Consider the following 24914-nt stretch of genomic DNA (forward strand, 5'->3'; position numbering starts at 1 on the left):
CACCACCCGAACGGAAGGACGAAGTGTGAAGTTCCTGCACACCTCCGACTGGCACATCGGCAAGACGCTCAAGGGGCGCAACCGCCTCGACGAGCAGCGGGCCGTGCTCGGCGAGGTCGTCCGGATCGCGCGGGAGGAGCAGTTCGACGCGATCCTCGTCGCGGGCGACCTGTACGAGACGTCGGCGCCGTCGGCGGCCGCGCAGGAACTCGTGGTGCGGGCGCTGATGGCGCTGCGCGAAACCGGTGCCGAGGTCGTCGCCATCGCCGGGAACCACGACCACGCCGCGACGTTCGAGGCGTACCGCCCGCTGCTCAAAGCGGCGGGCATCCAGCTCACCGGCGATCCCCGCCCGGTCCACGACGGCGGTGTCTTCTCGTTCGACGCGCGTTCGACGGGCGAGCGCGTCAACGTCGCCGTGCTGCCCTTCCTTTCCCAGCGCTACGCGGTCCGCGCCGCGGAGCTGCTCACCGGCACCCCGGCGGACAACGTCGGCGAGTACGACCAGCGGGTGCGCGACATCCTGGCCCACCTCAAGACGGGGTTCACGCCCGGCGCGGTCAACCTCGTCATGGCGCACCTGACGGTGACCGGCGGGACGATGGGCGGCGGGGAACGCGCGGCGCAGTCCATCTTCGAGTACCACGTGCCCGCCACGGCGTTCGGCGCCGACCCGCACTACGTGGCCCTCGGCCACCTGCACCGGCGCCAGTCGCTGCCCGCCGCGTGCCCGGTGCACTACAGCGGTTCGCCGTTCGCCGTGGACTTCGGCGAGCAGGACAACACGAGTGTCGTGCTGTCGGTGGAAGTGAGCCCCACGACACCGGCGAAGATCACCGACATCCCGCTGAAAGCGGGGCGGAAGCTGCGCACGGTGCACGGCACGGTGGCGGAACTGACCGCGCGCGCCGCGGAGTTCGGCGAGGACTACCTCCGCGTCTACCTCCGCGAACCGACCAGGGCCGGGCTGCGCGAGGAGATCCAGGAAGCCCTGCCGAACGCCCTGGAAATCCGCATCGACCCGGAGTTCGCCGCGCCGGTGACGACGTCGAACGGCGACCGCGCGGTCGCCGACCGTTCGCCCGGGGAGCTGTTCGCGAGCTACTGCGTCGAACGCACGATCGAAGACAAGCGCGTGCAGGCACTTTTCGCGCGGCTGCACGACGAAGAGACGAGCGGGGTGTGACATGCGGCCAGTGCTGCTGGAGATGACCGGCTTCGCGTCCTTCCGCGAGAAGACCGAGATCAGCTTCGAGGACACCGATTACTTCGCGCTCGTCGGGCCGACCGGCGCGGGCAAGAGCACAGTCATCGACGCGCTCACCTTCGCCCTGTACGGCTCGGTCGCCCGCTGGGACCACGAAGGTCTCGTCGCGCCCGCGCTCGCCCCGACGGTCAACCGCGCGACCGTGCGGCTGGTCTTCGACGCCGGCGGCGCGCGTTACCACGTGGTGCGGGAAGTCCGGCGCAGCGGCGGGAAGAAACCCACGGTCAGCGTCAAGAACGTCCGCCTGGAACGGCTCGTCGACCCCACCGCGTCCGGCGGCCCGGAGGACGACGCCGATCCGGTCGCCGCGGACTCCGAGGTCACCCCGGCGGTCGAACGCCTGCTCGGGTTGACGTTCAAGCACTTCTGCACCTGCGTGGCGCTGCCCCAGGGCGACTTCGCCGAGTTCCTGCACGCGAAGGCCGCCGACCGGCAGAAGATCCTCATCAAGCTGCTGGGCCTGGAGGTCTACGAGCGGATCGGCCGCCGGGCCGGTGTGACGGCGGAGCAGCAGAAGCAGCGCGCCGCCGTGCTCACCGAACAGCTGGGCAGCTACGCCGACGCCACCGAGGAAGCCGTCGCCGGGCTGGCCGCGCGGATGACGGCGCTGGAAGAGCTGGACGCGCGGGTGAACGCGGCCCTGCCGGGGCTGACCGACGCCACCCGCGCGCACGACGAAGCCCGCCAACGCGTCGTCGCGCTCACGAGTGAACTGAAAATCCTCGACGGGGTAGCACGCCCGGACGGTGTCGAAGACCTCGAAAGCCGGCGACGCGCGGCAGCGGACGCGGCCACGGCCGCCCGCACCGCGTTGGAGACGGCGGAAACGGCGGACGAAGCCGCCCGGGCCGCGCTCGCCGCGGCACCCGACCGGGGCGAGCTGGAACGGATCCGGGCCGCTCGCACCGAACTCGCCGACCTCGAGCAGGCACTCCCGCGCCTCGACGAAGCAGCTAAAGCGGCGAAGCAGGCGAAGGAAGCTGCCGCCACGGCAGCGCGCGAAGCGGTGTCCGTCCTCGACGCGGCCCGGGAGAACCGGGACCGGACGGCCCGGGCGGCGGAGGACACCGCCGCCGAAGCCGCGCGCGCCCGGCAGAACCGGGAAAGGCTCGCCGGCCTGCGGCCGCCGGCGGATCTCGGGGACCTGTCGGCGGAATCGGCGAGGGTGGCGAAGCGCACGGCGGCCGCCGAAGCGCGCCTGCAGGCCGCGGAGACCGCCGACGCCGAAGCACGCCAGGCCCTCGAAGCGCAGCCCGACGTCGCTCCGCTCGCGGCCGCGCGCTCCGATGCCCGCACGCTCTACACGATCTGCGACGCGCAGCGCAAAGCCGCGCCGGAGCAGGCCGCGCGCCGGGCCGAGCTCGAAACGGCGCGCGCGGCCCTCGCCGCCGCCGACGCCGAACTCGCCGCGGCGAAGACGGCGCTGGCCGAAGCCGAGCGGGCCGGGCAGGCCCTGGTGCTGCGGGCCGGGCTCGCCGTCGGGCACCCGTGCCCGGTGTGCGAGCAGGAAGTCACGGCCCTGCCGGACACCGGCGGCCACGCCCACCTTGCCGAGGCCCGCGAACGCGTCGACCACGCCGAACGCGGCCGTGCGGCGGCCGAATCGGGCGTGCGCACCCTGGAGCGGGCCGTGGACCGCGACGCCGACTCGGCCGCGTCGGCGGCCGCGCAGGCGGAAGAACTGCGTGCGGTCCTGGCGGAAGTGGCGGGCCCACCCGGGTCCGCGGTGCTGCTGCGGCCGGTCGAAGCGGCTTTTTCCGAGCAGGACTACGCGGATCTCGTCGCCGCCGTGCGCGAACGCGGCGAGTGGCTGTCGAAGACGATCGACGGCCGCACCCGCGTCGCCGAAGCCGCACGCGCCGCCGACGCGGAACTGGCCGCGGCCCGTGCCGAACGCACGAAGGCGCAGCAGGAGGCCGAGGTCGTGGCGAAGTCGTTCGCGGCGGCCCGCGAGGCCTTGCGGGCGGCCCGCGATCCCCTGGTGGAGCTGGGGGCGCCGGCGCTCGACGGCGACGACGTCCCGGCGGGGTGGCAGCGCCTCACCACGTGGGCGGCTTCCGCGCTGGCCGAACGGCGCACCGTGCTGGCCGCCCTCGAAGCGGCCGCCGAAGCCGCGGGCAAGGAAGCCGTCGTGGCGGCGGAGGACTTCCGGACCGCCGAGCGGGACGCCGAACAGCGGCGCACCCGGGCGGTCGACACGGGACTGGCCGAGCAGGCGGCGAACACCGGACTGGCGGCCGCCCGGCAACGGCAGGCGGAACTCGCGGCGACCCTCGACGGCGCACCGGCGGCCGACGTGGTCACCGCGCAGCTCGCCCGCGTGGCGGAACTCGAGCAGGCCGCGAAAACCGCGGACACCGGGCTGCGGACGGCCCGCGCGACCGCGAAACAGGCCACGGAGAGCCAGGCGGACATCGTGAAGCAGGTCGACGCCGAACGGCAGAAACTGTCCCGGGCCCGCGACCCGCTGGTCGGCCTGGGCGCTCCGCCGATCGACGGCGAAAGCCTGCTCGACGCCTGGACCGCGCTCACGGACTGGGCCGCCGGCCAGGCGAACGCCCACCGCGAGCGGCTGGCCGTCGCGAAGACCGCCGAGGGCGAAGCCGCCGAAGCGTTGCAGGCGGCCGAACGCGCGGTCGCCGACGACGTCACCGCGCTCGGGGTCGCCGCGGCAGACGGGCCGGTGCGCGACCGCGTCCCGGTCGCCGTCGCGGCCGCGCGCGCCCGTGCCGAAGCCGACCACACCGAACTGAAACGGCGGGTCGCGCACGTGGCCGGGCTGCACGAGGACATCGCGGCCGCGGAGTCCGAAGCCCAGGTCGCGCGGCTGCTCGCGGATCAGCTGCGCTCGGACAAGTTCCCGCGCTGGCTGATCGCCGGAGCGCTCGACACGCTGGTGGCCGAGGCGTCGGCGTCGCTGCTCGAACTGTCCGGCGGCCAGTTCGAGCTGACCCACGACAAGGGCGACTTCCTGGTGGTGGACCACAACGAGGCCGACGCCCGGCGCCCGGTCAAGACACTGTCCGGCGGTGAGACGTTCCAGGCGTCGCTGGCGCTCGCTCTCGCGCTGTCTTCACAGCTGGGGGCCATGGCGGCCGAAGGCGCGACCCGGCTGGAATCGATCTTCCTCGACGAAGGCTTCGGCACGCTCGACGAAGCCACCCTCGACGTCGTGGCGTCCACTCTGGAGAACCTCGCCGCGTCCGGCTCCCGGATGGTCGGGGTCATCACGCACGTGCCGGCGCTCGCCGAGCGCGTCCCGGTGCGGTTCCTGGTCACCCGCGACGGCACCGGCTCGCACATCGCCAGGGAGGGCGCATGACGGCAGTGGCGGGGATGAACTTCAGCATCGACGCCTGGGACCCGGGCTACGGCAGCTCGATGGAGGCCGAGGAACTCGGCCGCTCCCAGGCCGAGGTCGAGCTCGACGTCGAGGTCCCCGAGGCCGAGTGGGCGCCGATCGACCCGTCGGCGGTGACACCGCCGGAGGCCGTGCTGTTCGTCGACGGCGTCCGGCGGATCGACGCGCGGGTCTGGATCGACGACCCGGAGGGCACGAACTCGGCGTCCATCGGCATCTGCGCGTCCTACGCGGCGGGGGTCGTGTGCTGCTGCGAGGGGCAGGCGCACGTCGTGGGCACCGACGTCCGGCGCGGGCTGTTCACCGTCGCCCCGCAGGCCGACGACATCGTCACCCCGGCCGGCACCTACATCGCGCACCGCGCGGCGGCCAAGGAGGACAAGCCGCTGCCGGTGGTGCTGTCCTCGGCGTTGCAGGAGCAGCTGGCGCTGGCCGAGGAGGAAACGGCGATCAGGGCGCGCACGGCGGGCCACGCGCGCGACGACCTGCTCGTGGTGGACGGCCCGCTGCGCGGCCGGGCGCACCTCGACCGGGCCGTCGGGTTCATCAAGAGCCACCAGACGACGTACCTGCCCGGCGAGCTCAACGCCATGGTCGGCAGGCTCGGCCCGCACCAGCGGACGCCGGTGTTCCTGATGGGCACGACCTGGGTCCGGCATTCCTGGTACCTGCGGCTGCCGTCGGCGGGCGGCCCGCCGTGGTCCGGGGTCGTGCGGGTGGAGGCGGCGCCGCACCTCGGCCGCGACCAGGTCGCCGAGCTGGCGAACGTGACCCAGTCCGTGCTGGGGCGGTTCGCGTCGGTCGCCTACAAGGATTCGCGGGCGCCGCAGAACCTCTACCCGATCGCCGGGCTCGAGCGCGACCTGCGCCACCGCCTCGGTGACCAGCAGTTCGTCTACCGGGCGCTGCGGCTGGCCGCGGCCCGCTGACAGCCTGGGGCCCCGGGGCGGCGGACTGGGGATGCGCCGCCCCGGGTGTCCGGTGTGGAGGGTCAGCTCCGCGAGCCGTCTCCGGTCTGCGGTGCCCCCGCCGGCTTGACCGCGACCTGCGGTTTCGCGGGCTTGGCCGGCTTCGGCGGCTTCGGCTTGGCGGTGGGCGGCTTCGGCTTCGTCGTCGGCGGCTGGGGCTTCGTCGTGGTGGGCGGCGGGGTGCCCGTGATCGTGAAGGACTCGACCGCCTTGCGGCCGTCCGAGCACGGGAACGACGCCGTGTACTTGCCGGGCCGCCGGATCGCCGTCGTGCTGCCGCCCATCCGGCCCCAGTTGCCCATGCCGACCATCGTGATCGGAGACGTGAAGCCCGCCGACGTGACCGGCCCGGCCGGCGTGCACCCGTGGCCCAGCCCCGAGTACACCTGCGCGTCGATCCGGCCGCCGGGTTCGACCTGCCGGGTCAGGCTCCACCAGACCTCGTCGGCCGCACTGGCCGGGGCCGACAGGGCGAGTGTCGCCGCGCTCGCGGCCAGCAGGCCGATCAGGGTTTTCTTGACCATGGTTTCCGTCCCCTCTCGTTGTGCTCCCCCCACGCTCGAGCCGGGGAAACGGTTGAGCCGCGGTCTCAGCCCTTGCAGCCGGGCGCGGTCGCGGCGGCCGTCATCAGCTCCGGGGCTGCCGTCACGGCGCCGACCGGGTCGTAGGTGCCGTCGAGGTCCCGCTGCGCCTGCTCGACGGCGTCGCCGGCCGGGCCCTGGGACGCTTCGTCGCCCCGCTTCGCGCGGTCGAGCTTGGTCTTCGCCTCGGTGGCGCGGTCGCGGGCCTTCGTGAACTTCGCGAGGAAGCCCTGCCGCACGGTCTCGGCGAGCGGCACCGGCGCGGGCGGCAGCGCGGTCAGCTTGTCCACCGTCTCGCCGGTGCGGGCCGCGATGCCGCCCAGCGACGCGCTGAGCGCCTTCTGCGCTTCGGCGATCGTCTTGGGCGACGGGCCGGTCTCGGTTTCCCGGTTGGTGCGCTCCCGGTAGCCGTTGACGGCGGAGCAGAAGCCGTCCATCCAGCTGACGGCCGCCGGGTCGGCGGTCGGCTCGACCGTGATGGTCTGGACCGGGCTCGGCTGCGGGGCGGCAGGCGGCGGCGCCGGCGCGGCGGGCTTGGTCCCGCACGCGGTCAGCAGCAGGCAGGCGCCGAGCAGAGCGGCAGTGATCTTCATTCCGAATCCCCTCGTGTTTGCCGGTACACGCGCGAGGGGCCCGGAAGGTTGCGTCAGGCGGCGGCGAGCGTGCCGCCGAGTGCCCGGCGGCCGGCTTCGGTGAGTTCGGCGCGCGTCCACTGGCCGACGGCGACGACCCGGGCGGCCCGGATCAGCCCGGCTCGCGCGAGCTGGTGCGCGGTGGCCTGGTCGCAGCACGGGAGGCCGTCGACCCGCAGGTCGGGCTCACAGCTGCAGGTGAGTTCGGCCCGCCCGGCCCCGACGGCCCGCAGCATCGCCATCGCCCGGCGATTCAGTTCGGTGTCCATGGTCATCCCCCTCTGTGGTGCCGACTATGAGGAGACGTGGCCGCGGTCACCGAATACGCCACTTCGCCCACGGTCACCCGAACGGGGGCAGGCTCAGAGCCGTTCCTGCAGCGCGTCGGCCGCGGCGAGCAGGTCGGCCGCCCACCGCGCGCCGGGCTTGCGGCCGATCCGCTCGATCGGGCCCGACACCGACACGGCCGCGACGACCGTGCCCGCCGAGTCGCGCACCGGGGCCGAGATGCTCGCCACTCCGGGCTCGCGCTCGGCCACGCTCTGCGCCCAGCCACGGCGGCGTACCTCCAGGAGCGTCCGCTCGCCGAAGACCGCGTCGGTCAGGATCGTGCGCTGCGTGTGCGGGTCGGCCCAGGCCGCGAGCACCTTCGCGCCCGAGCCGGCCGTCATCGGCAGGCGGGACCCCACCGGCACGGTGTCGCGCAGGCCGCTCGGCGGCTCCGCCGTCGCGACGCACACGCGCTGGACGCCGTCGCGCCGGTACAGCTGCACGCTTTCGCCCGTGACGTCGCGCAGCTTCGGCAGCACCACGCCCGCCGCGTCGAGGAGCGGGTCCGTCGAACCGCCGGCGAGCTCGGCCAGCGCCGTACCGGGGCGCCAGCGGCCGTCCGGACCGCGGCGCAGCAGCCGGTGCACCTCCAGGCCGACCGCGAGCCGGTGCGCGGTGGCCCGGGGGAGGCCGGTCCGCGTGCACAGTTCCGCGAGGCCGCAGGGGTCGTCCGCGACCGCCTGCAGGACGGCCACTGCTTTGTCCAGTACTCCGATACCGCTATGCTGTCCCACGAACCGATACTAGCGTCCCGCACTTTGGGAAGTCCAGTATCTGGGAAACCCTGAACTCGAGCTGCGCCCCTCCTTCGCGGCTCGCACCCGAATTCCGCAGGTGCGCGCCCGAGTTCGTCGACGAACCGTGGAAGGAGCCGGAGATGACCAGCCCGACCGGCAAGGCCCGCACGCTGGCGGAGAAGGTGTGGGAAAGCCACCTCGTGCGCCGAGGCGAAGGCGCCGAACCGGACCTGCTCTACATCGACCTCCACCTGCTGCACGAAGTCACCAGCCCGCAGGCCTTCGACGGCCTCCGCCTGGCCGGGCGGCCGGTGCGCCGCCCCGACCTGACCATCGCGACCGAGGACCACAACGTCCCGACCGTCGACATCGAGCTCCCCATCGCCGATCCGGTCTCGCGCACCCAGGTCGACACCCTTCGCCGCAACTGCAAGGAATTCGGTGTCCGGCTGCACCCGATGGGTGACGCCGAGCAGGGCATCGTGCACGTCATCGGCCCCCAGCTGGGCCTGACCCAGCCCGGCATGACCGTCGTCTGCGGCGACAGCCACACCTCGACGCACGGCGCGTTCGGCGCCATCGCCTTCGGCATCGGCACGTCCGAGGTCGAGCACGTGCTGGCCACCCAGACGCTGCCGCTGCGTCCCTTCAAGACGATGGCGATCACGGTCGACGGCGAGCTGCGCCCCGGCGTCACGGCGAAGGACATCATCCTCGCGGTGATCGCGAAGATCGGCACCGGCGGTGGGCAGGGTTACGTCCTGGAGTACCGCGGGTCGGCCATCGAGGCCCTCTCGATGGAGGCCCGGATGACCGTCTGCAACATGTCGATCGAGGCCGGCGCCCGCGCCGGGATGATCGCCCCGGACGAGACGACGTTCGCGTACCTGAAGGGCCGCCCGCACGCGCCGCAGGGCGCCGACTGGGACGCCGCCGTCGAGAACTGGCGGCAGCTGCGCACCGACGACGGCGCCGAGTTCGACGCCGAGGTGCACCTGGACGCGAGCGCGCTGACGCCGTTCGTGACCTGGGGCACCAACCCCGGCCAGGGCCTCCCGCTGGGCGCCGAGGTGCCCGACCCGGAGCAGATCCCGGACGAGAACGACCGCATCGCCGCTGAAAAGGCCCTGTCCTACATGGACTTGAAGCCCGGCACGCCGCTGCGCGAGATCGCCGTCGACACCGTGTTCCTCGGCTCCTGCACCAACGGCCGGATCGAGGACCTGCGGGCCGCGGCCGAGGTGCTGCGCGGTCGGAAAGTGGCGGACTCGGTCCGCATGCTGGTGGTTCCCGGCTCGATGCGGGTCCGCAAGGCCGCCGAGGCCGAGGGGCTCGACCAGGTCTTCACCGAGGCCGGTGCCGAGTGGCGCCAGGCCGGCTGCTCGATGTGCCTCGGCATGAACCCGGACCAGCTGAAGCCGGGCGAGCGCAGCGCGTCGACGTCGAACCGCAACTTCGAGGGCCGGCAGGGCAAGGGCGGCCGGACGCACCTGGTGTCGCCGCTGGTGGCCGCCGCCACGGCCGTCCGGGGCACGCTTTCGTCGCCGGAAGACCTGCTGACCGCCGCCCGCTGACCTTTTCGAGGAGTTATCGCCATGGAACCGTTCACCCAGCACACCGGCGTCGGCGTCCCGCTGCGCCGGTCCAACGTGGACACCGACCAGATCATCCCGGCGGTCTACCTCAAGCGGGTGACCCGCACGGGGTTCGAGGACGGCCTGTTCGCCGCCTGGCGCGGCGACGAGGACTTCATCCTCAACCAGGAGCCGTTCAAGAACGGAAGCGTGCTGGTCGCGGGCCCGGACTTCGGAACCGGTTCCTCCCGCGAGCACGCCGTCTGGGCGCTGATGGACTACGGCTTCAAGGTCGTCATCTCCGCCCGGTTCGCCGACATCTTCCGCGGCAACTCCGGCAAGGGCGGCCTGGTGGCGGCCCAGTGCGAGCAGCACGACGTCGAGCTGCTCTGGAAGCTGCTGGAGAACGAGCCCGGCACGGAGGTCACGGTGGACCTCGAGACCAAGACCGTGCGCGCCAAGGACTTCACCGCGCCCTTCCAGATCGACGACTACGTCCGCTGGCGGCTGCTGGAGGGCCTCGACGACATCGCTCTCACGTTGCGCCATGCCGGTGAGATCGACACCTTCGAGGCAAGCCGCCCCTCCTGGAAGCCGACGACGACGCCGGTGTCCGCGAGCTGATCGTTTTCCGGGGCGGGATCTCTTGCAGGGCAAGGGATCCCGCCCTTTTTCACGGCTGCGGTTTCCGCGGCCTGCCGGACCCCTTCGAGTGGGGTGCCGAACCCGTCCCGGGGTAAGGGAAAGTTCCGCACGCCGTTGGAATTTGGGCTGCGTTGGTAATACCGTGTCGCTAGCCGGCCGACGCGGCCGTGGAGCCTTCCTGGAGGACTGGACATGGCCAACAAGGCCCAGCTGATCGAGGCGCTGACAGAGCGCCTGGGCGACAAGAAGGCCGCTGCCGAGGCGGTCGACGGTCTGGTCGACATCATCATCCGGACGGTCAACAAGGGCGAGAAGGTCAACATCACGGGCTTCGGAGTGTTCGAGAAGCGCGCCCGCGCGGCACGGACGGCCCGCAACCCGCGCACCGGGGAGGCGGTCCGGGTCAAGAAGACGAACGTGCCGGCGTTCCGCGCCGGGACGACGTTCAAGGACGTGATTTCGGGAGCGAAGAAGCTCCCGAAGGCGACACCGGTCAAGCGCACGAGCACAACGCGCGCGGCGGCGACGGCGGCGACGACCACCCGGACTCGTGCGGCGGCGGCCAAGCCTGCTGCGGCGAAGGCGGCTACGGCGGCGAAGCCGGCGACGACTCGGACGAGGGCGACGGCGGCGAAGCCTGCGACGGCGGCTACGGCGGCGAAGACGGCGACGACCCGGACGAGGGCAGCAGCGGCGAAGCCGGCCACGACAGCCAGGACGACGGCGGCGAAGGCGACCACGGCCGCGAAGCCCGCGACGGCGGCGAAGGCGGCCACGGCCGCGAAGGCGCCTGCCGCGAAGACCACGACGGCCCGCAAGACCACGGCAGCCAAGCCCGCGACGGCCAAGACCACGGCAGCCAAGACCACGGCAGCCAAGACGACGACGGCTCGCAAGACCACAGCGGCCAAGACAAGCGCGGCTGCCAAGACAAGCGCAGCTGCCAAGACCGGTGCGGCGGCCAAGGCAAGCACGGCGGCCAAGACACCTGCAAGGCGGACCTCGGCCGCGGCGAAGAAGGACTGAGCCGCCCGAAACTGTCGGACCCCTGCGGTAACGTGAAATCAGGGGGTCCCCTGGGGGCGACCCCCTGTTGGGCGAGCAGCTTTTCGGCAGGGCCCCGCGCGACGTGCGCGGGGCCCTGCCGCATGTCCGGGCCGGTACGGGAGAAACCGAGCGGCGCACCGGAAGGCCGGCAGCTCACTCGAGAAGGTTCGTTGGCGTGCCGGGAAGGTCGGCTGGCGTACCTGGAGAGTTGGCCGGCGCACTTGGGTGGTCGGTTGGCATGCCGCAGAGTCGGTCGCATACGTGGAGAGTTGGCCGGCGTGCCTGGGTGGCTGGCCGGCGTGCCGGGAAGGTCGGCTCACGCACCTGGAGAGTCGGCGCACCTGGGTGGTCGACCGGCGAGCGCCAGGCCCTCCGATGCCCGACCCGCCCTGGACACATCCACAACCCACCGCCCGGCCAAGTAAACCCAAGCCCCCACCCCTGACCCCGCCAACGAAAGTCACCCACAGTCAGCACCGGCTCCCGAACCAACCCCACCCATCACCCACCCGGCCCAACCGACCACCCGGGACCGGTTCCGCCCAATTTCGCAAAGTTGCTTGAGCGCCCGGCCGAGTGATGCCACGCTGCGTTTCTCGGGGCCCGCGCGCGGTGCGGGCCCGGCGGTGCGCAACGCGAAACCTGGGGGCGACCACCATCGACATCCGGCTGCTCGGCCCGTTCCAGGTGCTCGTCGACGGCTCGCCGGTCGTGCTGACCAGTTCCCGGCAACGTGCGCTGCTCGCCACGCTCGCGCTCGCCGCCGGGCGGCTCGTCTCCATCGATGCCCTCGCTCGCGGTGTCTGGGGGGAAACGCCGCCCGCGCACATCCGGGGCAGCCTGCAAACCTACGTCATGCGCCTGCGCCGCCTCTGCGGCGAAGACTCCGTCGTCACCGAACCGGACGGCTACCGGCTCGTCGTCGACCCGTCCCGGGTGGACGCCCTGCGCTTCCTCCACACCCTCGACCAGGCCGCCGCCACCACCGAACCCGCGCGTCGGCGCACACTGCTCGCCGACGCGCTCGGCCGCTGGGGTGGCACTCCGCTCGAAGGCGTCGGCTCGCCCGCGCTGGCCGCCGAATGGGGGCCGCTGCTGACCGAGCGGTACCTGCTCGCCGTCGAACAGCGCATCGATCTCGACGCCGGCCTCGTCCCCGATGCCCGGCTCGTCGCCGAACTCACCGATCTCGTCGCGCAGCACCCGCTGCGGGAATCCTTGTGGGAACGGCTGGTGCGCACCCTCGCCCGGTCCGGGCGCCGCGCCGAGGCCCTCGCGCGCTACGCCGGGCTGCGAGCGTTGCTCGCCGACGAACTGGGCGTCGAACCGGGGGAAGACCTCCGCCGGCTGCACGCCGAACTGCTCGCCGCCGACGCCGATCCCGCCGTGCACACCGTTCCGCGGCAGCTGCCCTTCGACGTCGCCGGCTTCACCGGCCGCGGCCCGGAGCTCGCCGAACTCGACCGGCTGCCACCCGGTGGGGCCTCCGGGATCGTCGTCATCGAAGGCACCGCCGGGGTCGGGAAGACGTCGCTGGCCGTGCACTGGTCCCACCGCGTCCGCGACCGCTTCCCCGGCGGGCAGCTGTTCCTCGACCTGCGTGGCCACTCCGCCGACACCCCGGTCACGCCCGGCGCCGCGCTGGCCGGCTTCCTGCGCGCCCTCGGCGTGCCGGCCGAGACCGTGCCTTCCACTGTGGAGGAACGCTCGGCGCTGCTGCGCAGCAGGCTGGCCGGCAGCCGCACCCTCATGCTGCTCGACAACGCCCGCGACGCCGACCAGGTCCGCCCGCTCCTGCCCGGCCCCGGCAACCTCGTCGTGGTGACCAGCCGCAACCAGCTGCGCGGCCTCGTCGCCCGCGACGGCGCCCGCCGCATCGCCCTGCGCTCCTTCGACGACCGCGACGCCACCGCGCTGCTCGCCGGCAGCGTCGGGTCGCAGCGCCTCGCCGCCGAACCCGCCGCCGTCGCCGAACTCGTCCAGCTGTGCGGCCGCCTGCCGCTGGCGCTGGCGCTCGCCGGGGAACGCGCTTCCCGGTTCTCCGGCGTCTCGCTCGCCGGGATCGTCGAAGAACTCCGCGACCAGCGGCTGCGGCTCGACACCCTGCGCGACCCGCAGGACGCCGGCACCGACCTCCGCGCCGCGTTCTCCTGGTCCTACAAGGCACTGCGCCCGGCCGCCGCCCGCTTCTTCCGGCTGCTCGGCCTGCACCCCGGGCACGGGTTCAGCCTGGCCTCGGCCGCCGCGCTCGCCGGCGCCGACCTGCGCGAAGCGCGGGAACTCGCCGACCAGCTCGCCGCCGCCCACCTGCTCAACCAGCCCGGCACCGACCGCTACCAGTTCCACGACCTGCTGCGCGTCTACGCCGGCGAACTCGTCGAAACCGAGACGACGGAGGCCGAGCGCGCGGCGGCACTGCGCCGGCTCGTCGACTGGTACCTGGCCAGCGTCGCCGAAGCCAACAAGCTGGTCCGCCCCGACCTGCTCACCGAGGACATCACGCTCGACCCGGCGCCACTGCCCGCCGTCCGCTTCGCGCAGCACGAGCAGACGATCGCCTGGTACACCACCGAACGCCAGGCCCTGACCGCGCTCGTCGGCATCGCCGCCGGGCACGGCTGGACCGCGCACGCGTGGAAGCTCGCCTGGCTCCTGCGCGGGTTCTTCGCCGAACGCCACGACCGGGACGACTGGATCACCACCGCGCGCGCGGCCGTCGCCGCCACCCGCGACGCCGGTGACCGCACGGGCCTGCAGTACAGCGCCAACAACCTCGGCTCGGCCTACCTGCGCACCCTGCAACCGGACAAGGCCATCGAAGCGCTGGAGGAAGCCCGCGCCGCGTCCGGAAGCGGCGACGGCACCGCGATGACCGTCGCGATCCTGTCCAACCTCGCCGGCGCCTACTACGTCCGCGCCGAATACGCCGAAGCCGAGCGCCACGCCCTCGAAGCCGTCCACCTCGCCCGCGACCACGGCCAGCGCACGTTCGTCCCGCACGCCCTGCTCAACGTCAGCGCCAGCCGCATCGGCCTGCACGACTACGACCACGCCGCCGAAGCCGCGCAGGCGGCCCACGAAGCCTTCGCCGAACTCGGCGACCGCTACCACGCGGCGCTCGCGCTGGGGAACGTCGCCGAGGCCCTCGAAGGCGCCGGACGGCACGAAGAAGCGGAGAAGGCCGGCCTGGACGCGCTCGCCGAGCTGAAGGAACTCAACGCCGACTACGGCACCATCGACGTCCAGATCACCCTGGGCCGCCTGAAGCACCGCACCGGCCGCGCGCACGAGGCGGGCGGCCACTGGGCCGAGGCGCTGACCGTCAGCCAGCGCCTCGGCGACCCCCGCGTCGCGGAAGTGCAGGCCCTGCTGGCCACGGTGCCGACAGAAACCCCCTCGCCCGGGGATGCGCCGTACCCCTAGCCCGGCGCAGCCCAGCGGGACCCGGACCAAGTACACCAAGATCGACTGTCACGGCGCTGTCTCGTGCCGGCAGTAGGGGACAGCCGTGGTTCAGGAGCGGCTGGGGGAGGGCGCCGGGAGCGCGCTCGGGTGGTAGTCCGCCGAGAGCAGCACCGGGCCTTCCGCATCCGTCGGGGCGCGGAACGACAGCACCCAGAACGAACCCTTCTTGCTCGGCACCACGCCGCCGCGGGCCGCCGAAAGCTCGACGCCGTCGCGGTCGGCCAGTGCGCTCACCAGGTCCGGGATCACGCCGCCCTGGCTGCACACCACCGGTGTCCCGCCGTCGCCGGCCACCGCCAGCAGCCGGGCCACGCCCAGGACCGGATCCGGCCAGTAGCCCTCCTCGGAGAACAACGGCTCGTGCCGGACCTCGGCCGCGACGTCCTCCGCGACGCCGTGCACCGTCTGCACGCAGCGCAGGCGCGGGGCCGACAACACCCGGTCCGGGCCGAACAGCGCCAGCACCCGGCGCAGCGCCGTCGCCTGGCGCACGCCCGCTTCCGACAACGGCCGGAGGTCGTCGTCGCCGGACCACTCGTCGCGCTTGCCCGCCTTGGCGTGGCGCACCAGCAACAGCGTCGTCAGGCCGACCGGCAGCTCGCAGAACGCGCGCAGCACCCGCACGTCCTCCGGCCGCGTCAGCAGCTTCTCCGCCGCCGTCGGTTCGAGCCAGCGCAGCTCGTCGACCTCGTCGTTCGGCGCGAACCGGCCGGACACCGCCTCCGCGGCGAAGTAGTCGACCGTCTTCGGCACCGTCCCGGCGCCGTCCCGCGACGGCACCGGGTACGCCGTGCGGGCGAGGTACCGGCCGAGGATCGCGGCGAACCCGGTCTCCTCCCGCACTTCCCGCACCGCGGCCTCGGCGATCGTCTCGCCCGGATCGAGCTTCCCCTTCGGCAGCGACCAGTCGTCGTACCGCGGGCGGTGCACCAGCGCGACCTCCGTCACGCCCCCGGCGACGCGCCACAGCACCGCGCCGGCCGCCCGTACTTCCTGGGTCATCCGGCGGCTCCGTGCAGCTTCGCCAGCTCCAGCTGGTGGTCGCGCACCCGCGAGCCGTCGGCCGGGAACGGCGACCACTCGCCGCTCGCGGTCAGCACCCAGCACCGCGTCGCCGGGTCCAGCGCGGAGTCGAAGATGTTGTCGAGCTGCGCGGTGAGCTTCGGGTCCTTGACGCGGACCAGCGCCTCGATCCGCCGGTCGAGGTTGCGGTGCATCATGTCCGCGCTGCCGATCCAGTGGGTGCCGCCCGCGCGGAAGTGGAAGACACGGGAGTGCTCCAGGAACCGGCCCAGCACCGACCGGACGTGGATGTTTTCCGACAACCCCTCGACGCCCGGCTTCAGCGCGCAGATCCCGCGGACGACGACCTCGACCGGCACCCCGGCCTGCGACGCGTGGTAGAGCGCGTCGATCACCTGCTCGTCGACCAGGGAGTTGCACTTGATCCGGATCCCGGCCTGCTGCCCGGCCCTGGCGAGCTCGATCTCCTCGCCGATCGCCCGGACGATGCCGCGGCGGATGCCGTGCGGCGACGTCAGGATCGTGCGGTAGGTGTCCTGCCGCGAATAGCCGGTGAGCACGTTGAACAGGTCGGTGATGTCCGCGCCGATGCTCGGGTCGGCCGTCAGCAGCCCGAGGTCTTCGTAGAGCCGCGCCGTCTTCGGGTTGTAGTTGCCGGTGCCGATGTGGCAGTAGCGCCGGATCGTCGAACCCTCCTGGCGCACCACCATCGACACCTTGCAGTGCGTCTTCAGCCCGACCAGGCCATACACGACGTGCACGCCCGCGCGCTCCAGCGTCCGCGCCCAGGTGATGTTGGCCTGCTCGTCGAACCGCGCCTTGATCTCCACCAGCGCGACGACCTGCTTGCCCGCCTCGGCGGCGTCGATCAGCGCGTCGACGATCGGGGAGTCACCGGACGTCCGGTACAGCGTCTGCTTGATCGCCAGCACCTTCGAGTCGGCCGCCGCCTGCTCGATGAAGCGCTGCACGCTCGTGGAGAACGAGTCGTACGGGTGGTGGACCAGCACGTCGCCCTCGCGCAGCGTCGCGAAGACGCTCTTCGGCGTCTCGCGCTCGCCGAACGCCGGGTGCGTCGCCGGCACGAACGGCCTGTCCTTCAGCTCCTTGCGGTCCACTGCGGACAGCTGGTGCAGGCAGGTCAGGTCGAGCAGGCCGGGCACCTCGACGACGTCGGCCGGGTCGACGTCCAGCTCGCGCAGCAGCAGCTCGAGCATGTGCTCGCTCATGTCCTGCGCGACCTCGAGGCGGACCGGCGGGCCGAACCGGCGCTGCGCCAGCTCGCGCTCGAGGGCCTGCAGGAGGTCTTCGTCGCGGTCTTCGTCGACCTCGAAGTCGGCGTTGCGGGTGACGCGGAAGACGTGGTGCTCGGTGACGTCCATGCCGGTGAACAGCTCGCCCAGGTGGGCGGCGATGAGCTCCTCGAGCGGGAGGAACGTCGCCGTGCGGCTGGCCCGCTCGGTCTCGACGCGCATCAGCCGCGGCACGTTGCTCGGCACCTTGACCCTGGCGAAGCGCTCGGTGCCGCCCTCGGGGTCGCGGACCGTGACCGCGAGGTTCAGCGAGAGGCCCGAGATGTAGGGGAACGGGTGCGCCGGGTCGACGGCCAGCGGCGTCAGCACCGGGAAGATCTGCTCGGAGAAGTAGCTCGACAGCCGCAGCTGGTCGGCGCCGGCCAGGTCGGCCCAGCCGACGATCCGGATGTCGTGCTCGGCCAGCTGGGGGCGCAGGTGCTTTTCGAAGGCGCCGGTCTGGCGCTCGACGAGGTCCTGGTTGCGCTTGGCGATGTAGCCGAGCTGCTCGCGCGGGGTGAGCCCGTCCGCGCTGCGCACCAGCAGGCCTGTCTCGTCGCGGCGCTTCAGGCCGGCGACGCGGACCATGTAGAACTCGTCCAGATTGGACGCGAAGATGGCGAGGAACTTCGCCCGTTCGAGCAGCGGCTGCGACTCGTCCTCGGCCAGGGCGAGCACGCGGGCGTTGAAGTCCTGCCACGAGAGCTCGCGGTTGAAGTACCGGTCGTCGGGCAGCGTCTCGACGGCGGTCGGCGCGACGGTGACCGCCGGCGGCGCCGACGGGACGGCCCGGAACTCCTCGGCGCCGCGCGGGTTGCCCTGCGTGGCGCTGCGGCGCCGCGTTGTCGACGGCGTCGCCGCGGCGGCCGTGGTCTTGCGGGTTCTGGCCTTGCCGGCGGTGGCACGGGCGGCGGTGTCGCGGGCGGTGGACTTCGACGGGACCTTCTTGGCCGCGGTCGGCTTCTTCGCCGCCGCTGCCTCCGAAGATCCGTTGGCCGGGTTCCGTCGCCTCCGCGGTGCGGGCGTGCCGCCGTCGTCTGTGCTCACGCCCCCCATTCTTCACTACGTGCCGCGGAATTGCGCAGACCGCGGTGAAGGTCAGATGAACAGCTCAGCGCGGTACGCCGAGGTGTGTTTCCCGACACCCAGGGCGCGGACGTGCGCGAGATCATCGGGGGTGTCGACGTCGCTGCGGAGGGTCGGCAGGGCCTGGCGCAGCGGGATCGCGCCGGACTCCGCGTGGCTGCGCGCCGACCCGGGACCGAACCGCGGATCGAGCGGCTCGCCTGCCGCGGCGAGCAGCAGGGTGGTGCCGGTGCCCTGCCGATCGGCGACGAAGGCCCTCCTCCCGGCCGCTTCGGCGAGGGCGGCGGTGAGGTCGCCGGCGCGCAGGGCGGGGAGGTCGGCCTGGAGGGCGCCGACGATCGTGTCCGGATCGTCGGCTTTGAGCAGGGCCGCGCCGTGGCGGAAGGCGGCGTTGAGGGTCTTTTCGGCGGGTTCTTCGACGATCTCGACCCCGAGCTCGGAGAGTGTTTTGACGGCATCCGGGTCGGCGGCGACGAGGAGGACGCGCCTGACCTGCGCACTCGAGACAACGGCGGCCAGGGTGTCCTTGGCGAGCGCCAGGACCAGGCCGGGGTGGTGGGCGGGTTCGACGGCACCACGCAGCCGCGACTTGCCGTCGCGGGGGTGTTTCATCGGCACGACCAGGTCCACGTCCACGTGTCCATCTTTACCCGAAAGCCGGGGTGGGCCGTGGTGGGCGGGGGGCGCCGATGTCATGAAAGGGTCGTTCATGGCGTCAGACGTCATGAACGACCCTTTCATGACGTCCGAAACCCCCGCGGCAAGCGAGCCGTAAGCCAACCCCCGGCCCTGCCCTGGCCAGGCTGAACCGACCCTCCCTGGACCGCCTCGAGCCCGGCGCGGCAGGATCAACCCCGGATGTGACGTGAGCGAGGAGGAGATCGTGGCCCGGCGTGAGAAGGGCGGCTTCTGGGTGGGGCTCGCCGCCGTACTGTTCTACCCGCTCACCGCTATCGGGCGGCGGGTCTACGTCGGGGCCGAGAAGATCCCGCGGCACGGGCCCGCGCTGCTCGTCATGAACCACATCTCGCACTTCGATCCCGCCGTGGACGCCGTCTTCGTGCACCGGCAGAAGCGCGTTCCGCGGTTCCTCTTCAAGGAGAGCCTGCTGCGGGCGCCGATCCTCGGGCCGATCGTCGGCGGGTCCGGGCAGATTCCCGTCTCGCGGGGGTCGGCCGCCGCCGGGGACAGTCTGAAGGCTGCTCACCAGGCTCTCGAAGACGGGAAGATCGTCGTCATCTATCCCGAAGGCACCATCACCAAGGACCCGGCCGGCTGGCCGAAGGAGTCCTTCACCGGCGCCGCGCGGCTCGCGCTGCAGAACGACGTCCCGGTCATCCCCATCGCGCGGTGGGGCACCAGCCAGATCTTCAACGGCTACACGAAGAAGTTCACGCCCTTCCCGCGCAAGACGATCACCCACTCCGTCGGCGACCCGCTCGACCTGTCCGCCTACCGCGGCGGCAACACCCGCAGCGCCACCAAACTGCGCGAAGTCACCCAGGTCATGATGGACGAGGTGACCCGGCTGCTGGCCGAAATCCGGCAGGAAGAACCGCCGGCCAAGAAGCCGGAGGACCCCGCCTGATGCGCGCCGACGTGCAGCGGGTCACCGTGCTGGGCGCCGGGTCGTGGGGCACCGCCTTCGCCAAGGTGCTCGGCGACGCCGGGCGGGACGTCACGGTCTGGGCGCGCCGGGAGCAGGTCGCCGAGGACATCCGGGAACGGCACACCAACAGCGCCTACCTGCCCGGCGTGACCCTGCCCGCGAACATCACCGCCACCAGCGACCCGGCGAAGGCCCTGCAGGACGCCCAAGCCGTCGTCCTGGCCGTGCCCAGCCAGAGCCTGCGGGCCAACCTGACCGCGTGGCGCGGGCTGCTGCCGGACGACGCGATCCTCGTCAGCCTCGCCAAGGGCGTCGAGCTCGGCACGCTCAAGCGGATGAGCGAGGTGATCGGCGAGATCGTCGGGATCGACGCCGGTGACGTCGTCGTCGTCACCGGGCCGAACCTGGCCAAGGAGATCGCCGCCGGGCAGCCGTCCGCCTCCGTGCTGGCCTGTGCCGACCACGAACGCGCCGTCGCGATCCAGCGGGCGTGCGCCAACTCCTACTTCCGTCCGTACACCAACACCGACGTCGTCGGCTGCGAGCTCGGTGGCGCCTGCAAGAACGTCATCGCGCTCAGCACCGGGATGGCCGCCGGCCTCGGCCTCGGCACCAACACGATGGCGACGCTCATCACCCGCGGCCTGGCCGAGATGGCCCGGCTCGGCGCGAAGCTGGGCGCCGACCCGCTGACGTTCGCCGGGCTCGCCGGCGTCGGCGACCTGGTCGCCACCTGCTCGTCGCCGCTTTCGCGCAACCGCACCTTCGGTGAGCGCCTCGGCCGCGGCGAGTCCCTCGAACAGGCGCAGGCGGCGGCCGGCGGGCAGGTCGCCGAGGGCGTCATGTCGTGCTCGTCGATCCGGGCGCTGGCCCAGAGCCTCGGTGTCGACATGCCGATCACCGACGCCATGCACCGCGTCTGCCACGAGGGCGTCGACCCCCGGCAGGCCGGCGCCGAGCTGCTCGGACGGTCTCAAAAACACGAGTGGTCCTGATCCGTGGGACGGCTTGACCGGGAAGGACGCGGCTGGGACTCTGGTCGCATGTTCGCGCACGCCATGTCCGAGTCGAGGGGCCGCACCGGCCTCGGCTCCGTCGTGCGCGCGTGTCGCTGTTGTCGGTGAACCCAGCCCCGGCCCAGCTCGACACCCCTTTTCTTCCCGTGAGGACCCTCATGTTCGCCGTTCCCGACAACACCCTGCTGCGTCCCGAGAACCCCGCGCTGCGCCACCCGGTGCGCGTCGCCCTCGAGGTCGCCGCCGACCGCGACCGCTGGAAGCACCTGCTGCGCTACGACCCCGACGAGCGGTTCGCGACGCTCGTGTCGAAGGACGAGCAGCAGGAGGTGTGGCTGATGAGCTGGCTGCCCGGGCAGTACACCGACCTGCACGACCACGCCTTCGCCAGCGGCGCGTTCACGGTGGTCGCCGGCCACCTCACCGAGGCCGTGGCGCGCCGCGCGCCGGACGGCCGGGCGGTCACCGAGCTGCACGCGCTTTCGGTGGGGCAGTCGCGGGTGTTCGGGCCGGGGTACGTGCACGAGGTCCGCAACGACGGCCCGGACCCGGCGATCTCGGTCCACGTCTACCGGGACGCGGGCCGCGCGATGCGGCCGTACCACCTCGACCCGGTCGAGGGCCCGATCCCGGACTGACCCGGCCAACGCTGTTGTCAGGTCGCCAGCGCCCCAATGTGGCGTTCGGTGCGTTGGACGCACCGAACGCCACATTGGGTGCGTTGGACGCAACCAACGCCACATTGGGGCGCTCGGGCGGGGCGGGGCGGGCCGGGCCGGGGCTCAGTCCAGGTTGCCGCGGGCTCGGAACTCGCGCTCGATCCGGTCCCGGTCCGCGCCGGACGCCAGCAGCGCGTGCAGCAGGATCCGCGACTTCCGGGCGTCGAGCCAGCCCGCCATCGTCGCGCCCATCGCGATCAAGCTCGACTCCGAGCCGTGGAAGCCGTACGTCGAGCGCAGTGTCGGGCCCGCGCCCGTCCGCGACGCGACGACCACCGGCAGCGACGGCACCAGCCGGGCGATCACGTCGGCCGTGCCGGCGGACACGTGACCCACGCCCGTCGCGGCGATCACCACGCCGCGCACGTCCGGCTGCGAAACCACGTGCGACAGCATCGCGCCCGAGTCGTCCAGACCCGCTTCGACGATCGGGACCAGGCCGTCGAACCGGGAACCGGACAGGGACGGCAGCCGCGGCGGTGACGGGTGGAACCAGTGCACCGCGTGCTCGACGACCATGCCGAGCGGGCCCGCCGGCGCCGACGAGAACGCCTCCAGGTGGCTCGAATGCGCCTTCCGCACCCAGCGGGCCGCGTGGACGTCGTCGTTGAGCGTCACCAGCACGCCGCGGCCCCGGCTGCGCGGGTCGGCCGCGACCGTCAGCGCGTTGCGCAGGTTCGCCGGGCCGTCCGGGCTGAACAGGCCGGCGTTGCGCATCGCCCCGGTGACGACCACCGGGACGTCCGACGGCCAGTGCAGGTCCAGGAAGTACGCCGTTTCCTCCAGGGTGTCGGTGCCCTGGACGACGACGAACCCGTCGGCGTCCTGGCGCAGGCCCCACTCGCGGCAGCGCAGCAGCGTCGCGAAGTCCAGCGACGCGCTGCCGATCCCGGCCAGCGTTTCGGCCAGGACGTCCATCGGCAGGTCGCCGAGGGCGCCGAGCAGGTCGGCCGCGCCGAACCGCGGGACGGCGCCGCCGTCGCCGTCGACCGGGGCCATCGAGATGGTGCCGCCCAACGTGGCGACCGCGATCAAAGGCATGCGGTCACCCTATTCAGCCGGTCTTGACCGCCTGGAGCGTGTAGCTCGCCGCGAGCCGTGACGGTGTGTCCTTCAGCCGCCATTCGCCGGTGTCCTCGTCGCGGACCATCTGCCCGGGCCAGCCGTTCCACGGCACGCTGTCGTGCTCGGTGAACGCCGTCAGCGTCAGGCCGTGGTCCAGCAGGGCCGTGATGATCTCGCCCAGCGAGTGGTTCCACGAGTGGGTGAGGCCGTGCTCGATCGGCCGGTCGACGGCGACGTAGGTCTCGGGGTCGTCGAACACCAGCGGCTCGGCGTGCTCGAAGTACGGGTACCGCAGCACCGCCGGGTTCGCGCCTTCGTCGTGCGCCCACAGCATCGGGTGCCCTTCGCGGATGAACAGCCGTCCGCCCGGCCGCAGCAGCCCGGCGACCACCGCCGCCCAGCGCGCCGCCGACGGCAGCCAGCACAGCGCGCCGATCCCGGTGTAGACGAGGTCGAACCGCCCGGCGCCGAGCACGTCGACGGCGTCGTACACGTTGGCCTCGTGGAAGTCGATGTCGGCAGCCGCCGCGGAAGCGAGCCGCCGCGCCTCGGCCAGCGCCGCGCCCGAGAAGTCCAGCCCGGTCATGGCCGCGCCGAGGCGGGACAGCGACACCGTGTCCGTGCCGAGGTGGCACTGCAGGTGCACCCCGCGCAGCCCGGTGAGATCACCCAGGCGCGGCCGGTCGAACCGCACGACACCGCTCAGGTGCGCCGGATCCGCGGCGAACCGGGCGAGGCCGTAGTCCGGCGACGCCGCGTGCAGCACCGCGCGCTCGTCCCAGTTGGCCTTGTTGACCGCGAACGAGTCCGTCACGACGTCGCGGCGCGCTCGGCCGCGCTCCGCAGCACGCAGAACTCGTTGCCCTCCGGGTCGGCGAGCACGGCCCAGCCCGTGCCGTCGGGGTTGCGGAGGTCGTTCACCAGCGTGGCACCGAGGCCGATGAGCCTCGAGACCTCTTCGTCGCGCGGGATGTCTGGCTGCAGGCACAGGTGGAGGCGGTTCTTCACCGTCTTCGGCTCCGGCACGCGCAGGAACAGCAGCGTCGTCCCGTCGTTCAGCTCGACGCCGACCTCGTCGTCGCCGGGGGAGTCGGTGTCCGGGATGGGTTTCCCGGTGACCTCGCTCCAGAACTGGCACAGCGTGTACGGCTCGGCGCAGTCGACGGAAATGTTCAGCACGGACGACGGCATGGCGCTCCTCGAAGTCGGATACGTCCGAGTCTGGCCCAGCCGCTCCGGGAGGGCGAACCGATTTACGACGCCAGCGCCAGCCCCGCCGTCCGGTGCACGCGGCGGCTGTCGTCGACGATGAGGATCTCGCAGTCCGGCCGGTCGGCCGCCCAGGTGATGCCCTCCGCGCCCATCGCGAACGCCGCCGTGGCCAGCGCGTCCGCCGTCACCAGGTCGCCGGCCACCACCGTGACGCTCATCAGGCCCGTCGCCGGGGTGCCGGAGCGGCCGTCGAGGATGTGGGACCCGCGCTCGTACGCCGCCGACGTCGCGATCGCGCCGTTGCGCGACTCCAGGACAGCGCACACCGCCAGGGGCTGCTCGGGGTGGCGCACCCCGACCCGCCACGGACGGCCCGGCTCCGGCTCGCCGGCGGTGACGACGTCGCCGCCGGCGTTGAGGCAGAACGTCGTCGCGCCCTCGGCCTTCAGCATGTCGGCCGCGCGCTGCACCGCCCAGCCCTTGACGACCGCGCACGGGTCGAGGCCGCGGCCGGGCAGCCGCGCGCGGAACGCGCCGCCGGAGAGCTGTTCGTAGTACGCGCAGAGCTCCAGCACCTCCAGGAGGTCGTCGCTCAGCTCCGCCGCCGTCAGCTCGCCGCGGTCGTACCGGCTGACCTCGCTGCCGGTCTTGAACGGGCTGAACCGGGCGTCGACGTCGCGGAACCACGCGAAGACGTCGTCGACGACCTCGGCGAAGTCGCCTTCGTCACGCAGGTCGAGCGAGATCGGCAGGCCCATCACCTGTTCGACGCGGGTGGTCATCGCTGCTTTCCTCTCGCGTCGATCGCGGCCTGCAGCGACGTCTTGTACGACTCGCTCGTCTCGGTGGCGCCGGTCACCGTGTCGATGTCGGCGCTCTGCGCCTTGATCGCTTCTTCCTGCAGCTTCGGGAGCGCGGTGAGCGACCGGCCGCTGTCCGGGGCCTGCAGCAGGGTGATGACGGCGATCCGCGAGCCGGTGAACGTCACCTGCACCTGCACGGTGCCGTACCGGCTGGACTCCGCGCTGCCCTGCGTGGTCACCGTCTCGTTCGCGGTGTCGCGAGTGGCCGGTGTGTCCGAAGTGGACGACGTCGGCGGCGCGGACGAAGTGGCCGGAGCCTCCGGAGCGGTGGTCGGCGGAGCGGCCGATGTGGACGGTGCGGTGACGGCAGGCGGTGGTGCCTGCGCGATGGCGGAGGTGTTCTGCACCGGCCCGGGCTCGAACCGCCAGACCGCGATGAACCCGGCGATCGACAGCGCGACGACGAAAATGGTCTTCTTCAC

22 protein-coding genes are annotated in these 24914 nt (G+C 72.7%); 10 read left to right on the plus strand and 12 right to left on the minus strand.

Annotated elements, in window-relative coordinates:
• Positions 1-25 precede the first annotated feature (25 nt).
• From BLW76_RS12035 to BLW76_RS12045, 3 genes are read left to right on the plus strand one after another with little or no spacing between them, the layout of a single operon-like run.
• Positions 26-1186, plus strand: coding sequence for an exonuclease SbcCD subunit D (locus BLW76_RS12035; protein ID WP_091306312.1), 1161 nt, complete (start codon positions 26-28; stop codon positions 1184-1186).
• Position 1187: 1 nt separating this feature from the next.
• Positions 1188-4589 (plus strand): AAA family ATPase, encoded by a 3402-nt coding sequence (locus BLW76_RS12040; RefSeq protein ID WP_167384583.1) that lies wholly within the window; start codon positions 1188-1190, stop codon positions 4587-4589.
• On the plus strand, positions 4586-5557 hold the full coding sequence (locus BLW76_RS12045; RefSeq protein ID WP_091306314.1) for a hypothetical protein: 972 nt from the start codon (positions 4586-4588) through the stop codon (positions 5555-5557). Before BLW76_RS12040 ends, BLW76_RS12045 begins: the two co-directional genes overlap by 4 nt.
• A 62-nt stretch (positions 5558-5619) precedes the next feature.
• On the opposite strand, the gene BLW76_RS12050 is transcribed toward BLW76_RS12045, so the two are convergent.
• The 4 genes from BLW76_RS12050 to BLW76_RS12065 all read right to left on the minus strand — a co-directional run bounded on the left by BLW76_RS12050 (position 5620) and on the right by BLW76_RS12065 (position 7873).
• Entirely contained in the window at positions 5620-6120 is a 501-nt protein-coding gene (locus BLW76_RS12050; protein ID WP_091306316.1) for a hypothetical protein, read from the minus strand.
• A 65-nt stretch (positions 6121-6185) separates the two neighbouring features.
• Positions 6186-6770, minus strand: a complete 585-nt coding sequence (locus tag BLW76_RS12055) for a hypothetical protein (RefSeq protein WP_091306318.1) — start codon at positions 6768-6770, stop codon at positions 6186-6188.
• Between the two features lie 53 nt (positions 6771-6823).
• Positions 6824-7078 carry a hypothetical protein gene (locus tag BLW76_RS12060; protein ID WP_091306320.1) on the minus strand — a complete coding sequence of 85 codons (255 nt, stop codon included), beginning with the start codon at positions 7076-7078 and terminating at the stop codon, positions 6824-6826.
• Between the two features lie 93 nt (positions 7079-7171).
• A complete protein-coding gene (locus BLW76_RS12065; protein ID WP_167384584.1) occupies positions 7172-7873 on the minus strand; it encodes an IclR family transcriptional regulator in 702 nt (233 codons plus the stop codon).
• 143 nt (positions 7874-8016) lie between these two features.
• On the opposite strand from BLW76_RS12065, the gene leuC reads away from it, so the two are divergent.
• The 4 genes from leuC (at position 8017) to BLW76_RS12085 (ending at position 14565) form a co-directional block, all read left to right on the plus strand.
• A complete protein-coding gene (gene leuC, locus BLW76_RS12070; RefSeq protein ID WP_091306325.1) occupies positions 8017-9450 on the plus strand; it encodes a 3-isopropylmalate dehydratase large subunit in 1434 nt (477 codons plus the stop codon).
• A gap of 21 nt (positions 9451-9471) precedes the next feature.
• On the plus strand, positions 9472-10074 hold the full coding sequence (leuD, locus tag BLW76_RS12075) for a 3-isopropylmalate dehydratase small subunit (RefSeq protein WP_091306327.1): 603 nt from the start codon (positions 9472-9474) through the stop codon (positions 10072-10074).
• 213 nt (positions 10075-10287) lie between these two features.
• Positions 10288-11121 carry an HU family DNA-binding protein gene (locus BLW76_RS12080; RefSeq protein ID WP_091306329.1) on the plus strand — a complete coding sequence of 278 codons (834 nt, stop codon included), beginning with the start codon at positions 10288-10290 and terminating at the stop codon, positions 11119-11121.
• A 633-nt stretch (positions 11122-11754) separates the two neighbouring features.
• Positions 11755-14565 (plus strand): AfsR/SARP family transcriptional regulator, encoded by a 2811-nt coding sequence (locus tag BLW76_RS12085; protein WP_244170140.1) that lies wholly within the window; start codon positions 11755-11757, stop codon positions 14563-14565.
• Positions 14566-14655: 90 nt separating this feature from the next.
• Here BLW76_RS12085 and BLW76_RS12090 read toward each other — a convergent pair whose 3' ends face one another.
• Genes BLW76_RS12090 through cofC form a run of 3 tightly spaced genes read right to left on the minus strand, consistent with a single transcriptional unit; the run spans position 14656 to position 18644 of the window.
• Positions 14656-15609, minus strand: coding sequence for an NUDIX hydrolase (locus tag BLW76_RS12090; RefSeq protein WP_091306334.1), 954 nt, complete (start codon positions 15607-15609; stop codon positions 14656-14658).
• Positions 15606-17978, minus strand: a complete 2373-nt coding sequence (locus BLW76_RS12095) for an RNA degradosome polyphosphate kinase (RefSeq protein WP_208613273.1) — start codon at positions 17976-17978, stop codon at positions 15606-15608. The genes BLW76_RS12090 and BLW76_RS12095 overlap by 4 nt, the downstream gene beginning before the upstream one ends.
• A gap of 42 nt (positions 17979-18020) precedes the next feature.
• The gene (gene cofC / locus BLW76_RS12100) at positions 18021-18644 is read right to left on the minus strand and encodes a 2-phospho-L-lactate guanylyltransferase (RefSeq protein ID WP_091306336.1); all 624 of its coding nucleotides are present in this window, start codon (positions 18642-18644) and stop codon (positions 18021-18023) included.
• A 247-nt stretch (positions 18645-18891) separates the two neighbouring features.
• Here cofC and BLW76_RS12105 point away from each other — a divergent pair, with 247 nt between their 5' ends.
• From BLW76_RS12105 to BLW76_RS12115, 3 genes are all read left to right on the plus strand, one after another.
• The gene (locus tag BLW76_RS12105; protein WP_167384964.1) at positions 18892-19596 is read left to right on the plus strand and encodes a lysophospholipid acyltransferase family protein; all 705 of its coding nucleotides are present in this window, start codon (positions 18892-18894) and stop codon (positions 19594-19596) included.
• Complete coding sequence (locus tag BLW76_RS12110) at positions 19596-20612, plus strand: NAD(P)H-dependent glycerol-3-phosphate dehydrogenase (RefSeq protein WP_091306340.1); 1017 nt, start codon at positions 19596-19598, stop codon at positions 20610-20612. The genes BLW76_RS12105 and BLW76_RS12110 overlap by 1 nt, the downstream gene beginning before the upstream one ends.
• 179 nt (positions 20613-20791) lie before the next feature.
• Positions 20792-21271 (plus strand): cysteine dioxygenase, encoded by a 480-nt coding sequence (locus BLW76_RS12115; RefSeq protein ID WP_091306342.1) that lies wholly within the window; start codon positions 20792-20794, stop codon positions 21269-21271.
• Between the two features lie 144 nt (positions 21272-21415).
• Here BLW76_RS12115 and BLW76_RS12120 read toward each other — a convergent pair whose 3' ends face one another.
• From BLW76_RS12120 to BLW76_RS12140, 5 genes are all read right to left on the minus strand, one after another.
• Complete coding sequence (locus tag BLW76_RS12120; RefSeq protein WP_091306344.1) at positions 21416-22393, minus strand: asparaginase; 978 nt, start codon at positions 22391-22393, stop codon at positions 21416-21418.
• Positions 22394-22406: 13 nt separating this feature from the next.
• Positions 22407-23231 carry a class I SAM-dependent methyltransferase gene (locus BLW76_RS12125; RefSeq protein ID WP_091306347.1) on the minus strand — a complete coding sequence of 275 codons (825 nt, stop codon included), beginning with the start codon at positions 23229-23231 and terminating at the stop codon, positions 22407-22409.
• Complete coding sequence (locus BLW76_RS12130; protein ID WP_091306349.1) at positions 23228-23608, minus strand: VOC family protein; 381 nt, start codon at positions 23606-23608, stop codon at positions 23228-23230. The genes BLW76_RS12125 and BLW76_RS12130 overlap by 4 nt, the downstream gene beginning before the upstream one ends.
• A 62-nt stretch (positions 23609-23670) precedes the next feature.
• Positions 23671-24411, minus strand: coding sequence for an FAD:protein FMN transferase (locus tag BLW76_RS12135; RefSeq protein ID WP_091306351.1), 741 nt, complete (start codon positions 24409-24411; stop codon positions 23671-23673).
• Entirely contained in the window at positions 24408-24914 is a 507-nt protein-coding gene (locus BLW76_RS12140) for an FMN-binding protein (RefSeq protein ID WP_091306353.1), read from the minus strand. The genes BLW76_RS12135 and BLW76_RS12140 overlap by 4 nt, the downstream gene beginning before the upstream one ends.

This window comes from Amycolatopsis tolypomycina, from assembly GCF_900105945.1.
Lineage (GTDB): Bacteria > Actinomycetota > Actinomycetes > Mycobacteriales > Pseudonocardiaceae > Amycolatopsis > Amycolatopsis tolypomycina.

Coding starts and splice junctions, on each gene's coding strand:
- BLW76_RS12115 (WP_091306342.1), top strand. CDS start 20,792: ATGTTCGCCGTTCCCGACAACACCCTGCTGCGTCCCGAGAACCCCGCG.
- BLW76_RS12060 (WP_091306320.1), bottom strand. CDS start 7,078: ATGGACACCGAACTGAATCGCCGGGCGATGGCGATGCTGCGGGCCGTC.
- BLW76_RS12080 (WP_091306329.1), top strand. CDS start 10,288: ATGGCCAACAAGGCCCAGCTGATCGAGGCGCTGACAGAGCGCCTGGGC.
- BLW76_RS12055 (WP_091306318.1), bottom strand. CDS start 6,770: ATGAAGATCACTGCCGCTCTGCTCGGCGCCTGCCTGCTGCTGACCGCG.
- BLW76_RS12095 (WP_208613273.1), bottom strand. CDS start 17,978: ATGGGGGGCGTGAGCACAGACGACGGCGGCACGCCCGCACCGCGGAGG.
- BLW76_RS12120 (WP_091306344.1), bottom strand. CDS start 22,393: ATGCCTTTGATCGCGGTCGCCACGTTGGGCGGCACCATCTCGATGGCC.
- BLW76_RS12110 (WP_091306340.1), top strand. CDS start 19,596: ATGCGCGCCGACGTGCAGCGGGTCACCGTGCTGGGCGCCGGGTCGTGG.
- BLW76_RS12130 (WP_091306349.1), bottom strand. CDS start 23,608: ATGCCGTCGTCCGTGCTGAACATTTCCGTCGACTGCGCCGAGCCGTAC.
- BLW76_RS12050 (WP_091306316.1), bottom strand. CDS start 6,120: ATGGTCAAGAAAACCCTGATCGGCCTGCTGGCCGCGAGCGCGGCGACA.
- leuD (WP_091306327.1), top strand. CDS start 9,472: ATGGAACCGTTCACCCAGCACACCGGCGTCGGCGTCCCGCTGCGCCGG.
- BLW76_RS12040 (WP_167384583.1), top strand. CDS start 1,188: ATGCGGCCAGTGCTGCTGGAGATGACCGGCTTCGCGTCCTTCCGCGAG.
- leuC (WP_091306325.1), top strand. CDS start 8,017: ATGACCAGCCCGACCGGCAAGGCCCGCACGCTGGCGGAGAAGGTGTGG.
- BLW76_RS12135 (WP_091306351.1), bottom strand. CDS start 24,411: ATGACCACCCGCGTCGAACAGGTGATGGGCCTGCCGATCTCGCTCGAC.
- BLW76_RS12045 (WP_091306314.1), top strand. CDS start 4,586: ATGACGGCAGTGGCGGGGATGAACTTCAGCATCGACGCCTGGGACCCG.
- BLW76_RS12090 (WP_091306334.1), bottom strand. CDS start 15,609: ATGACCCAGGAAGTACGGGCGGCCGGCGCGGTGCTGTGGCGCGTCGCC.